The 13,627-nt window shown below is 66.8% G+C and carries 7 protein-coding genes and 2 rRNA genes; 1 reads left to right on the forward strand and 8 read right to left on the reverse strand.

From position 1 onward, the window contains the following. Positions 1-155 precede the first annotated feature (155 nt). The 6 genes from hpf to mtnA all read right to left on the reverse strand — a co-directional run bounded on the left by hpf (position 156) and on the right by mtnA (position 7,877). Positions 156-845 (reverse strand): ribosome hibernation-promoting factor, HPF/YfiA family, encoded by a 690-nt coding sequence (hpf, locus tag OG917_RS13175; protein WP_328317776.1) that lies wholly within the window; start codon positions 843-845, stop codon positions 156-158. 348 nt (positions 846-1,193) lie between these two features. Next, positions 1,194-1,916 carry a ComF family protein gene (locus tag OG917_RS13180; RefSeq protein ID WP_328317777.1) on the reverse strand — a complete coding sequence of 241 codons (723 nt, stop codon included), beginning with the start codon at positions 1,914-1,916 and terminating at the stop codon, positions 1,194-1,196. A gap of 226 nt (positions 1,917-2,142) precedes the next feature. Continuing rightward, the gene (locus tag OG917_RS13185; RefSeq protein WP_328321855.1) at positions 2,143-3,951 is read right to left on the reverse strand and encodes an LpqB family beta-propeller domain-containing protein; all 1,809 of its coding nucleotides are present in this window, start codon (positions 3,949-3,951) and stop codon (positions 2,143-2,145) included. An 85-nt stretch (positions 3,952-4,036) separates the two neighbouring features. Continuing rightward, a complete protein-coding gene (gene mtrB / locus OG917_RS13190) occupies positions 4,037-6,064 on the reverse strand; it encodes an MtrAB system histidine kinase MtrB (protein WP_328317778.1) in 2,028 nt (675 codons plus the stop codon). A gap of 1 nt (position 6,065) precedes the next feature. Next, the gene (gene mtrA / locus OG917_RS13195; protein WP_005486885.1) at positions 6,066-6,743 is read right to left on the reverse strand and encodes a two-component system response regulator MtrA; all 678 of its coding nucleotides are present in this window, start codon (positions 6,741-6,743) and stop codon (positions 6,066-6,068) included. 15 nt (positions 6,744-6,758) lie between these two features. Further along, positions 6,759-7,877, reverse strand: coding sequence for an S-methyl-5-thioribose-1-phosphate isomerase (mtnA, locus tag OG917_RS13200; protein WP_328317779.1), 1,119 nt, complete (start codon positions 7,875-7,877; stop codon positions 6,759-6,761). Between the two features lie 157 nt (positions 7,878-8,034). On the opposite strand from mtnA, the gene OG917_RS13205 reads away from it, so the two are divergent. Next, the gene (locus tag OG917_RS13205) at positions 8,035-9,270 is read left to right on the forward strand and encodes a hypothetical protein (RefSeq protein WP_328317780.1); all 1,236 of its coding nucleotides are present in this window, start codon (positions 8,035-8,037) and stop codon (positions 9,268-9,270) included. Positions 9,271-10,086: 816 nt separating this feature from the next. Here the strand turns inward: OG917_RS13205 and rrf are convergent. Both rrf and OG917_RS13215 read right to left on the reverse strand, forming a co-directional pair. Continuing rightward, a 5S ribosomal RNA gene (gene rrf, locus OG917_RS13210) occupies positions 10,087-10,203 on the reverse strand. A gap of 78 nt (positions 10,204-10,281) precedes the next feature. Continuing rightward, positions 10,282-13,405 (reverse strand): 23S ribosomal RNA (locus OG917_RS13215). Positions 13,406-13,627 lie beyond the last annotated feature (222 nt).

The following is a 13,627-nucleotide window of genomic DNA, read 5'->3' on the forward strand; positions in this document are numbered from 1 at the left end:
CCCAGCTCACAGAAGCCCGATTGGCGCGTGCCGTCATGCTTTCATGCCGGAACGACGGGTACGACGGAACGTGCCCCCCAGGCGCGATCCCACCGCACGGCGGTGCCCCTGGGGGCGCCTGCGCACTTCCAGGGGCACCGCAACGGCTCAGGAGGTCATCCGCCGAGCGCACCGCCGGCGCCGGCCGCTTCCATGTCGGCGAGCGGGTCGGTCGTCAGGTGGATGACACCGTAGTCGTAGGCGTGCCGCCGGTAGACGACGCTGGGCTCCTTCGTGTCCGCGTCCACGAACAGATAGAAGTCGTGCCCCACCAACTCCATCTCGTAGAGCGCCTGGTCGAGCGTCATCGCGGCGGCGACATGCGTCTTCTCACGCACCACCAGCGGCCCGTCGCCCTGCACTTCGAGCGAACCGATCCTGGTGGTCGGGATGGTCTGGGCTGCCACGTCGGCGGTGAACTCACCGTCGCCGTTGATCTGCGCCGTGTCCGGCACGACCTCGACGACTTCGGCTGCCGAAATACGGCCCGCGCCCCGCCTGTTGTAGCGCTTCTCGTGCTGCTTCCGCAGCCGCGCCTCCAACTTGCCCGTGGCCAGATCCAGCGCTGCGTACGGGTCGCCTGCCGCCGCCTCCGCCCGGATCACCGGGCCTCGGGAGTGCAGCGTGATTTCCACACGGTCCGAACGGTCGGCCTGCCTCGGATTGGGCTCCTTGGAAACCTCGACGTCCAGGCTGATCACCTTGGCGTCCAGCTTCTGGATCTTCTCAATCTTCAGCTTCTCGGCGACGTGCTTCCGGAACCGCTCGGGTACTTCGGTTTTGCGGCCCTTGACGACGATGTCCACGCAGAACTCCGTTCCCGGATCGCTCCGCTCTGCGGCGGAGCAGCTCCCTTTTGCACCAGACCCCGGTGAGCACCGGAGTCTCGGACTTGGTGACTTTCACCTCCTCCTCCCCCGTCGGGAAGATCCCCACCCACACCAACCTCCGGCTCGCAAGTCGGCGGTTTCCCAACCGGACCGGCAGAACCGGAAAGTGCCATGCACGTCCGTGCTTTCAAGTGAGCCACAGCTTTCGCCATTCCTCACAACCGAACATAGCTCGCTGGGACGGGTATCGGCACCCGCTACTCGCGCGTACCTCCGTTCAGGTGGTTTTTCTCCCTCACTACCTGCAACGATGCAAGTTAACTATCAGTTCCGGTTTATTTCGAAAGATATGGGAGGCGCCGCGACGACCGCGGCCACCTGCTCCCTGAGCCCGGGTAATTCCCGGCCTGCCGCTGCCCGTACCGCACGTGCCGCCTCCACCAGTGATGCTCCGGTCGTGACGAGATCGTCCACCAACACCACCCTGCCCCCGTCCAGCAGACGTACGCCCCCCGGCACCACTTCGAGTGCACCCGAGAGGTTCGCCAGCCTCTGCGGGGCGTCCAGGCCCGTCTGATCGGCCACTGCGCGCCGCTGCCTGAGCGCGCTCACTGTCCGCGCGGGTGTACCGCTCCTGCGCAGCTCGGCCGAGGCGGCACGGGCGATCCGGCGGGCGGCGTCATGGCCCCGGGCCCGCACCGCCGTACGCGACGAGGGCACAGGAACGAGCAGCAGCGCCCCCTGCCCCGCGCTCCGCCGCGCCGCGGCCCGCACCGCCGCCGCGAGCGCACAGCCGAGCACCCCGGCCAGCCCCAGCGCGCCTCTCTCCTTGTGCGCGAGCAGCACCGCCCGCACGGCGTCCTCGTACGCCGCGGCGCCCCACACCGCGGGCAGCCCCGGCAGCCGGGGATCCGGTCTGGCCCTGCGCGCCGGCCCGCCGCACAGGGCGTCGGCGCATTCCGCGCAGAGCGCCGTACGAGGCGTGCCACAGCCTCCGCACGCGCTCGGCAGCACCACTCCCGAGATTTCCCGCCACCACCCCCGCATGACTCCACTCTGCCGAGTGGCGCAGCATCCGGCCACCCCTGTGGATAACCGGCCGCCGGCACACCGGCCGGCCCGGACAACTCCCCCGCGGAGCCGTTCCCCCGCTTTACCCGGGCAGTCCCGAAACGGTTACCCGCCGGCATCCCGTAACAGTCCGGGCCCGTACTCACGACCGCGGGCACGACGGGCAGCCACGGTCACGTCATGGACAGGAACGGACCGGCGGCTATCCCGGATAGACCGGCGACTTGCCTTCCTCCACCACCGTTTTCCAATTCGCCCGCGGAGGCAGCCGCACAATTCCGTCCTCGTCCGAGAGCGCCATCAACGGCAGCCGGTCGTCGTCCGAAGCGGCGACAGCCGTGATCCGGTTGGCGCCCGGCAGCGGATTCACACCGGAGACCGAACCGTCCGCCTGCATATAGCGCACCTGCTGCACCCCGCCCGCCTCCTTGCCGACCACCACGAGACGGCTGCGGCCCGCCCAGGACACCGCAGTGACATCCGCCATCTGCGGTGCGGCCGGACGCAGTTCGTCCACCGCGGAGACCGCAGGACTGTCCCCGGACCCCTCCCGGACCACCCGCCCCACCTTCAGCGTCGTGTGCCCGTCCTTCGTCAGCAACAGCGCGATCCGCACCCCGTCGGACGACATCCGCAGCCCCGAGACGCGCGCGCCGTCCAGGCCGGGGACCGGGACCGTCTGCGGCCGGCCGGAACCACCGGGGAACCGCAGCAGCCGCGGGTTCGCCGGATCCCGGTCGGCCACCCAGAGGTCCCCGCGGCCGTCCCAGCTCGGTGCCGACAGACGGTTCTTCTCCAGCTTCGCATGGCTGCTGTACAGCTGGTCCGACGCGTCGTCGCCGGAGACGACCGACGCCACGGACAACGTGCCGCTGTCCTTCGACACCCCCGCCGCACGGCGTTCGTCACGCGCCACCGCGACCGTGCTCAGCGGCTTGGCACCCGCTCCGAGCGGACCCGGGACGGGCTGGGGCTCCGTCTGCCCCGAGGTGTCACCGCCGATGGCCTGCATCCGTACGAGCCGCCCCTTGGCATCGACGAAGTACTCGCCCGCCGGGCTGCCCGACGTGCGGTCGGGGGCGTACTCCTGCGCCTGGTCCGCGCTGAGCACACAGAGCTGGGAGCCGTCCGCCCGCTCCAGCTCCACCTGTTCGACCCGCATGGACGTCACATCGCGCAGGGTGAAGAGCAGTTGGGCCGCCATCTGCCGGCACTGCCCCTGCCTGATGCCGGACGCCTTGCCGTTGAGCGGCACCTTCAGGCCGTTCCGGTCATCGAGTGCCAGCGCGCGTACGCCCTTCTTGAGCGCCGTGCCCACCGGGAAGCGTGAATCGACCACCGGACTCAGCCAGTCGGTCGGCCCCGCCAGCAGGGAGGCGACGGTCTGCGTCAGCGGATCCATCCGTGTCTCCGGGTCGATGCCCTGGCGGAGATAGACGGGGTCGGCGACGAGCCAGTTCCGGCCGGACGAGTCGTCGGGCGCCCCGGACGACCCCGGTGTCCCGGAGTTCTGCGCGGACGCAAAGTAGTACTTGTTGACCGAGTGATAGTTGCGCTGGAAATCGGAGAGGCTGAGCAGCAGACCGGCGGGCAGATCGTCGATGCGCCACTCCTTCCCGTTCTGGTGCACGAGGTGGATGGAGTTGCGGTACATGCCCTTGTCGGGCTGGTACGCGTGCTGCTTGTCGACCACGGCGACTTCCGTGCCGCTCAGTTCGAACGTCGATGAGACCTGCGGCGCGTCCCGGTCGTTGGCCGGATTCGCCCGGCGCGTGGGCCCGTCGGCGAGCACGGTGGTCCGCGCACCCGGATCCCACTTCTGTGACGCTTCCTTGGTCAGATACTTCCTGGCCGTGGCGAACTGCAGGTCGTCACTGGTCATCGCCTCCAGGAAACCGTCCACGACCTCGGCGGGCGCAGCGCCCTCGCGCGGCGGCACCGCGTACACCTTGACCTGCGAGTCACTGCGCTGCGAAGGATCGACGGCCTCGATGTCACCGGTGTTCGGCATCGAAGCGCAGCCGGCCAGCAGTATGCCGCCGCAGCCGAGCCACGCGTACGCCCGCAGCCCTCTCACGCCGCGGCTGCCCCCACGATCATCGCCCACGGGCGGTGTCCTCCCGGTCCGAAGCTTGCGTTGCGGAGTCACCGGCCCTCGGCACCACCCGGGCACCGCTGCCCGGCAGAGCCGTCGGGTCGGCCGGTATCGCACGGGGCGGCGCCGGGAGCGGTGAGCGGTCGGCTCCTGACTGGGCGGGCACAGCGATCAGCCGCCCGGCGTCGGCCTGCGCTCCGGCGCGGCCACGCCGTGAGTCCTCGGGCTCCAGCGGGATCGGGGAGCCGCGCAGCGGTTCGTCCGCCGTGCGCGGCAGGGTCAGCCGGAACTGCGAACCGCCGCCCGGCTCGCCCCACGCCTGCAGCCAGCCGCCGTGCAGCCGCGCGTCCTCGACAGCGATGGACAGGCCGAGCCCGCTGCCGCCTGTCGTGCGCGCCCGCGCGGGGTCGGCACGCCAGAAACGGCTGAACACCCGTGTCGCCTCGCCCGGTTTGAGCCCCACGCCGTAGTCGCGGACGGCGATCGCCACTGCGCCCCCCGCGACACCGAACCGGACCACCACGTCATTGCCCTCGCCGTGCTCCACGGCGTTGACGACGAGGTTGCGCAGCACACGCTCGATCCGCCGCGCGTCGACCTCGGCCACCACCGGCTGCTCGTCGCCGACGACCCGGATCCGGCTGCCCTTGCGTTCCGCGAGCGGCTCGGCACCGGATATCACCCGGCGCACGGTCTCCCGCAGATCGATCGGCTCCGCTTCCAGCGCCGCGGCGCCCGCGTCGAACCGGCTGATCTCCAGCAGATCGGCGAGCAGCGACTCGAAACGGTCGAGCTGATCGCCGAGCAGCTCGGCGGAGCGCGCGGTCACCGGGTCGAAGTCACTGCGCGCGTCATGGATGACGTCGGCGGCCATCCGTACCGTCGTCAGCGGGGTGCGCAGCTCATGCGACACGTCAGAGACGAACCGGCGCTGCATCCGGGAGAGCTCCTCCAGCTGCTGGATCTTCAGCTGGAGACTCTGTGCCATCTTGTTGAACGCTTCTCCGAGCCGGGCGATGTCGTCCTCGCCCGTGACCTTCATCCGCTCCTGGAGACGGCCCGCCGAGAGCCGCTCGGCGATCCCGGCAGCCATCCGTACGGGTGTGACCACCTGCCGTACCAGGAACCAGGCGATCGCCCCGAGCAGCACCACCACGAACAGTCCCGCGGTGGCCAGCGTGCGCTTCACGAGGCTGAGGGTCTTCTCCTCCTGCGAGAGCGGGAAGAGGTAGTAGAGCTGGTACGGCTTGTGGTCGATGTCCTCAAGCCGCTGCCCCACGACGAGACCGGGCTCCGGCGCACGCCCGTCGACGTACTTGATGTCCGTGTACGTCTTGTAGGGCGCCGTCCCCTGGTCGACGTCCGTGCGCAGCTTCTCGGCGACGCTGTCCGGGCTGACCTGGCCGGACGTACGCTCCCCGCCGTTGCCCGCCCCCGTCTCCTCGGAGGCCGGGGCCAGCGTGACCACGTTGTACGCACCCTGACCGCCACTCGCCAGCTGGGCGACGAGATCGGTGCGCCACTGGCGGGAATTGCTGGCCGCCCCGGGGTCGGACGCGTCGCCGCTGTCGGACGCCGTCGCCGCGTTCGCCTTGTCCTTGGCGACGGTGAAACCTCCCGCGGCCTGACTGACCGCGGCCTTCTCCTTGGCGTCCAGCAGACCGTTGCGGACCTGGCCGATCACGACGAATCCGAGCACCAGGACCACGACCAGCGACATCAGGAGTGTCCCGGCGACCACCCTGAGCTGGATGTTCCGCCGCCAGAGACGCACGGCGGGCAGCAGCGGACGCCGCACCCAGCGCGCGAAGAGTCGCAGTACGGGGCCACCGGGGGCCCCGTCCTCAAGCAGCCGGCCGCCCCGCAGAAAGCGGTCGCCGAACCTGCCCAGCGCGGAACGCCGACCGGGCGCCCCGCCTGACGGGCCGGGCGACGCGGTGGACCGGGTCGCGGTCACCTCGGGCCCGGCAGGCCGCTCCGGCCGTGCTCCCGGCTCCCCGGGCGCCGGAGCGGCGCTGCTCGGGCCCATGTCAGCTCGGTCCGGCCTTGTATCCGACACCGCGGACCGTCACCACGATCTCCGGACGCTCGGGGTCCTTCTCGACCTTCGAGCGCAGCCGCTGGACATGGACGTTGACCAGCCTGGTGTCCGCGGCATGGCGGTACCCCCAGACCTGCTCAAGCAGCACCTCGCGGGTGAACACCTGCCAGGGCTTGCGGGCCAGCGCGACCAGCAGATCGAACTCCAGCGGGGTCAGCGCGATGGACTGCCCCTCCCGCTTCACGGAGTGACCGGCCACATCGATGACCAGATCACCGATCGCCAGCTGTTCCGGCGCGGGCTCCTCCGACCTCCTCAGTCTCGCCCTGATACGGGCGACGAGCTCCTTGGGCTTGAACGGCTTGACGATGTAGTCGTCGGCCCCGGATTCGAGCCCCACCACCACATCGACCGTGTCGCTCTTCGCCGTGAGCATCACGATCGGCACACCTGACTCGGCCCTGATCAGCCTGCAGACCTCGATGCCGTCCCGTCCGGGCAGCATGAGATCGAGCAGCACCAGGTCCGGCTTGGCCTCACGGAATGCAGCCAGTGCCTTGTCGCCGTCCGCTACAAATGACGGCTCAAAACCTTCACCACGCAGCACAATGCCGAGCATCTCGGCCAGTGCGGTGTCGTCATCGACGACAAGGACGCGTCCCTTCATACCGACATCATCCCATTAGCTAATCGTTACCTGGCGTGACCTGCCACACAATGCGGTGAGTGCGTCCCTGGTGACAGGGGACGCGGCCCCCGTCTCCGTGACGACTGCCGTCACGAGCTCGGGGGGTGTGACATCGAACGCGGGGTTGTACGCCTGCGTCCCCAGCGGGGCCACCGGCACCCCGCCGAACTCCATGACCTCCCTGCCTGCCCGCTGCTCCACCTCGATGGACGCACCGTCCGGCGTGGACAGATCGACCGTGGTCGTCGGAGCGACGACGATGAACGGCACATGGTGGTACTTGGCCAGCACGGCCAGCGGATAGCTGCCCACCTTGTTGGCCACCGAGCCGTCCGCGGCGATCCGGTCGGCGCCGATCAGCACGGCGTCCACTTCACCCGCAGCGAAGAGCGAGCCGGCCGCACCATCGGTGAGCAGTGTGTACGCCATACCGCTGCGGGCCGCCTCGTACGCCGTCAGGCGCGCCCCCTGCAACAGTGGCCGCGTCTCGTCCACCCACAGACGCCGCAGACTCCCCGCACGGTGCGCCGCCAGCGCCACGGCGAAAGCAGTGCCCTCACCGGCCGAGACCAGGGCCCCGGTGTTGCAGTGTGTCAGAATCCGGTGCCCGCCGCCCGGGAGCAGTTCGTCGAGGAGCGCCAGCCCCCGGGCCGCCATCTGCCGGCTGGCCTCCACGTCCTCCTGGTGCAGGGCCCGGGCCTCGGTGAGCGCCGCCCCCGCTGCCGCACCGGCGTCCGCACCGGCCCGGGCAGCCGCCCGGTACGCCCCGGCCACCCTGTGCACCCCGTATCCCAGGTTCACCGCGGTGGGCCGGGCGCCCGCGAGGAGCGCAGCGGCCTCCTCCACGTCGTATCCCCGTACGGCGGCGAGCGCGACCCCGTAGCCGCCGGCCACACCGAGGAGCGGAGCCCCCCGGACGGCGAGCGTCTGGATCGCGCGGACCAGCGCGGGAACATCCGTGCAGACCAGCTCGGCCTCCTCGCCGGGCAATCGGGTCTGGTCGAGCAGAATGACGACCGCGCCCTCCGGCCCTTCCGGCGGCTCGTCCCAGCGCAGCGAAGGAAGCATGGGCGGCCCCGCACCCGGCGGGGTTTGTGCGTCCTGATCAGCCATCCGCACAGTCTGCCCCGTGGGGCACCGACAATTGAAGGTGCAATGGTGAGAGAGCAGCGGCTCCGCTGCCTCACCCCGCATGACACGATGGCTGCCGACCTGCTGCCTCGACGCGCGGACAGGCAGGTGGCGGACAGGCATGTGTGAAGGAGCGACCATGAATGACTCTCCGGGTTGGGCCTCGCCCGGATCCGCCCCCTCCGACGGCCAGGAGCCGGGCGTACCCCGCCCCGCCGAGCCGTCCGGCCAGGGGGAGGCCGCTCCGAAGTGGTCCAGCGACCAGCCGCCGGCCGCGCAGTGGTCGCCGCCGGCTCCACATCCCGTACCCCCGCAGCAGACATCCGGCCGGACCCCGCGCCCGCAGGGCGGCCCCGGGCACAGCGGCTGGGGCGGACCGCAGCAGGGCGGCTGGGGAAGCCAGCAGCCGATCGCTGCCAAGCCGGGCGTCATCCCTCTCCGGCCGCTCGGCGTGGGCGAGATCCTCGACGGCGCGGTGTCGACCGTGCGCGCCCACTGGCGCACGGCCCTCGGCGTCACGATCGGCGTGGCCGCCGTCATCCAGGTCTGCGCCATCCTCATCCAGCACTACGTGCTGCCCGAGCCGGCCCAGGTCGACAGCGGCGCCACTCCTTCCGAGCAGCTGCGCCAGAGCCTCGACCAGCTGCGGACGAGTCTGCTCAGCCTGGGCCCGGTGTACGCGATCACGCTGATCGGCACGATCTTCACCACCGCGGTACTGACCGTGGTCGTCAGCCGTTCCGTGCTGGGCCGCCCTGTGACGCTCAGCGACGCCTGGCGCGAGGCCAGGCCCCAGCTCTCCCGGCTGGTGGGACTGAGCCTGCTGCTGCCGGTCGTCTACGCGGCGGTGATGACCGTCGGTCTCCTTCCCGGCATTCTCGTCGGTGGCACCGCGGGGGCCGGTCTCGCGGCCCTCGGCGGGCTGGCCGCGCTCCTCGTGGTCGCCTGGCTGTGGATCTCCTTCAGCCTTGCCGGACCCGCGCTGATGCTGGAGCGACAGGGCGTCGCCGCGGCACTGCGCCGCTCGGCGAAGCTGGTCAAGGGCGTCTGGTGGCGCATCTTCGGCATCACGCTGCTGACCCTGCTGCTGACAGCTCTCGTATCCGCCCTGGTCGACCTGCCGTTCAACGCGGCTGCCATGATCGCCGACGGCAAGGGAATCGACGATCTCGTCTCCGGCAAGACACCGGAGTTCGGCTGGCCGTACCTGATCGTCAGCGGCATCGGGGCGATGCTCACGACGGCGCTGACGTACCCGTTCACAGCCGGTGTGACGGTGCTCCTCTACGTCGACCAGCGCATCCGCCGCGAGGCGCTCGACATCGACCTGGCGCGCTCCGCGGGAGTCCCCGGCTACGAGACCCCCCGAAGCTGACGCGCTGCCCGCCACGAGTGGGCACCGCTCACCGAGCGGGCACAACTGCACCTCCGCGAGACGGCCCTTGCTGTGGCGGGCGCACGATACGACCCGCCACAGCAGCAGGCACCACTGAATCATCGCGTCTCCATCCCAGCGGCACAGCCGACTGACCGAAGCTGGTCGAAGCTCGTCGAACAGCCCGCCGCACGGCCTCCGTTGAGGGCCCATTTGACGGCCCATCCGGTGGATCCGGAACATGCCCACGCCCCTGAGGCCGACCCCTGCGGAGCCCGACACCGCCGAGCGCGTCAGCGTGCGCTCCGCCGGCCCGCGCGGGGTCTCTTCCGCCGGCCCGCGCGGGGTCTCTTCCGCCGGCCCGCTCGGGTCTCTTCCGGAGGCCCGCTCGGGTCTCTTCCGGAGGCCCGCTCGGGTCTCTGGCGCCCCCTCCCAGCGCTCACCACCACCAGGACGCCTGAACGGGCCGCATCCTGCCTGCCTTCACCGGTAAGAGCCCCCCGGCCCACCGGGCAACCCGAACCCGCCTGCAAGAACTCATCGGTGCTGTCGGCCGGTTGACCCTCGTGACAAAACAGAGTCCACCGGCACCCGCACAGCTGTGGACGGCACAGGGAACCGCATCCGGCCCCTCGACTGACGTGCCACCGCACTGCCTCTGCCCCCCCCTGCTCCCCTTCAGGGCTTCCCTGGAGCAGAGAAGGAGGGAAGGGAAGGGCCCCAGTGCGGGACCTTCGCGCGTGGATTTGAACGGCCCCTGAACGCAAAAATGCCTCAGTCCCGGACCATAACGGTCCGGGACTGAGGCTAAAAATTGTTCGGCGGCGTCCTACTCTCCCACAGGGTCCCCCCTGCAGTACCATCGGCGCTGAAAGGCTTAGCTTCCGGGTTCGGAATGTAACCGGGCGTTTCCCTAACGCAATGACCACCGAAACACTATGAAATTAACCAACACCGGATACAACACGGTCGTTCGTTATTTCAGAACTAACACAGTGGACGCGAGCAACTGAGGACAAGCCCTCGGCCTATTAGTACCAGTCAGCTCCACCCGTTACCGGGCTTCCACATCTGGCCTATCAACCCAGTCGTCTACTGGGAGCCTTAACCCCTCAAAGGGGGTGGGAATACTCATCTCGAAGCAGGCTTCCCGCTTAGATGCTTTCAGCGGTTATCCTTTCCGAACGTAGCCAACCAGCCATGCCCTTGGCAGGACAACTGGCACACCAGAGGTTCGTCCGTCCCGGTCCTCTCGTACTAGGGACAGCCCTTCTCAATATTCCTACGCGCGCAGAGGATAGGGACCGAACTGTCTCACGACGTTCTAAACCCAGCTCGCGTACCGCTTTAATGGGCGAACAGCCCAACCCTTGGGACCGACTCCAGCCCCAGGATGCGACGAGCCGACATCGAGGTGCCAAACCATCCCGTCGATATGGACTCTTGGGGAAGATCAGCCTGTTATCCCCGGGGTACCTTTTATCCGTTGAGCGACAGCGCTTCCACAAGCCACTGCCGGATCACTAGTCCCGACTTTCGTCCCTGCTCGACCCGTCGGTCTCACAGTCAAGCTCCCTTGTGCACTTACACTCAACACCTGATTGCCAACCAGGCTGAGGGAACCTTTGGGCGCCTCCGTTACTCTTTAGGAGGCAACCGCCCCAGTTAAACTACCCATCAGACACTGTCCCTGATCCGGATCACGGACCGAGGTTAGACATCCAGCACGACCAGAGTGGTATTTCAACGACGACTCCACAACCACTGGCGTGGCCGCTTCAAAGTCTCCCACCTATCCTACACAAGCCGAACCGAACACCAATATCAAACTGTAGTAAAGGTCCCGGGGTCTTTCCGTCCTTCTGCGCGAAACGAGCATCTTTACTCGTAGTGCAATTTCACCGGGCCTATGGTTGAGACAGTCGAGAAGTCGTTACGCCATTCGTGCAGGTCGGAACTTACCCGACAAGGAATTTCGCTACCTTAGGATGGTTATAGTTACCACCGCCGTTTACTGGCGCTTAAGTTCTCAGCTTCGCAACCCCGAAAGATCACTAACCGGTCCCCTTAACGTTCCAGCACCGGGCAGGCGTCAGTCCGTATACATCGCCTTACGGCTTCGCACGGACCTGTGTTTTTAGTAAACAGTCGCTTCTCGCTGGTCTCTGCGGCCACCCCCAGCTCACTGTGTAAAACAGATCACCAGGAATGGCCCCCCTTCTCCCGAAGTTACGGGGGCATTTTGCCGAGTTCCTTAACCATAGTTCACCCGAACGCCTCGGTATTCTCTACCTGACCACCTGAGTCGGTTTAGGGTACGGGCCGCCATGAAACTCGCTAGAGGCTTTTCTCGACAGCATAGGATCATCCACTTCACCACAATCGGCTCGGCATCAGGTCTCACCCCATGTGCCATCCGGATTTACCTGGATGACGGGCTACACCCTTACCCCGGGACAACCACCGCCCGGGCTGGACTACCTTCCTGCGTCACCCCATCGCTTACCTACTACCACCTTGGTTCAGCGGCTCCACCACTTCCCTTTGCCCGAAGGCTCCAGGACGGCTTCACGGCCTTAGCATCAGAGGATTCAGTATTGGGCGTTTCAAAGCGGGTACCGGAATATCAACCGGTTGTCCATCGACTACGCCTGTCGGCCTCGCCTTAGGTCCCGACTTACCCTGGGCAGATCAGCTTGACCCAGGAACCCTTAGTCAATCGGCGCACACGTTTCTCACGTGTGTATCGCTACTCATGCCTGCATTCTCACTCGTGAACCGTCCACAACTCGCTTCCGCGGCTGCTTCACCCGGCACACGACGCTCCCCTACCCATCCCAGCGGGCGTTGGCCCTATTGCTGAAATGACACGACTTCGGCGGTACGCTTGAGCCCCGCTACATTGTCGGCGCGGAATCACTTGACCAGTGAGCTATTACGCACTCTTTCAAGGATGGCTGCTTCTAAGCCAACCTCCTGGTTGTCTCTGCGACTCCACATCCTTTTCCACTTAGCGTACGCTTAGGGGCCTTAGTCGATGCTCTGGGCTGTTTCCCTCTCGACCATGGAGCTTATCCCCCACAGTCTCACTGCCGCGCTCTCACTTACCGGCATTCGGAGTTTGGCTAAGGTCAGTAACCCGGTAGGGCCCATCGCCTATCCAGTGCTCTACCTCCGGCAAGAAACACACGACGCTGCACCTAAATGCATTTCGGGGAGAACCAGCTATCACGGAGTTTGATTGGCCTTTCACCCCTAACCACAGGTCATCCCCCAGGTTTTCAACCCTGGTGGGTTCGGTCCTCCACGACCTCTTACAGCCGCTTCAACCTGCCCATGGCTAGATCACTCCGCTTCGGGTCTAGAGCGTGCAACTCAAACGCCCTATTAGGACTCGCTTTCGCTACGGCTTCCCCACACGGGTTAACCTCGCTACACACCGCTAACTCGCAGGCTCATTCTTCAAAAGGCACGCAGTCACGACCCACATTCCGAAGAATATGAGCGACGCTCCCACGGCTTGTAGGCACACGGTTTCAGGTACTATTTCACTCCGCTCCCGCGGTACTTTTCACCATTCCCTCACGGTACTATCCGCTATCGGTCACCAGGGAATATTTAGGCTTAGCGGGTGGTCCCGCCAGATTCACACGGGATTTCTCGGGCCCCGTGCTACTTGGGAGTCACACAAGCAAGCCGTTGATGTTTCAGCTACGGGGGTCTTACCCTCTACGCCGGACCTTTCGCATGTCCTTCGCCTACACCAACGGTTTCTGACTTGCCCAACAGCCGGCAGACTATTGAAGTGCAATCCCACAACCCCGCATGCGCAACCCCTGCCGGGTATCACACACATACGGTTTGGCCTCATCCGGTTTCGCTCGCCACTACTCCCGGAATCACGGTTGTTTTCTCTTCCTGAGGGTACTGAGATGTTTCACTTCCCCTCGTTCCCTCCACATGCCCTATGTGTTCAGGCATGGGTGACAGCCCATGACGACTGCCGGGTTTCCCCATTCGGAAACCCCCGGATCAAAGCCTGGTTGACGGCTCCCCGGGGACTATCGTGGCCTCCCACGTCCTTCATCGGTTCCTGGTGCCAAGGCATCCACCGTGCGCCCTTAAAAACTTGGCCACAGATGCTCGCGTCCACTGTGCAGTTCTCAAACAACGACCAACCACCCATCACCCCACCCTCAAAAGGGCGAGTGCACTGGGGCCGGCAACCGAAGACACAAACTCAACAAGTGAGCCCGTACCTTCAGATACCCAACAGCGTGCCCGGCCCGACCCATCACCTCTCACATTCCACGCCGAAGCAGTACTAGTGAAAAACAACCGATCGTGCCGAATAGTC

The sequence above is a fragment of the Streptomyces sp. NBC_00388 genome, from assembly GCF_036061255.1.
Lineage (GTDB): Bacteria > Actinomycetota > Actinomycetes > Streptomycetales > Streptomycetaceae > Streptomyces.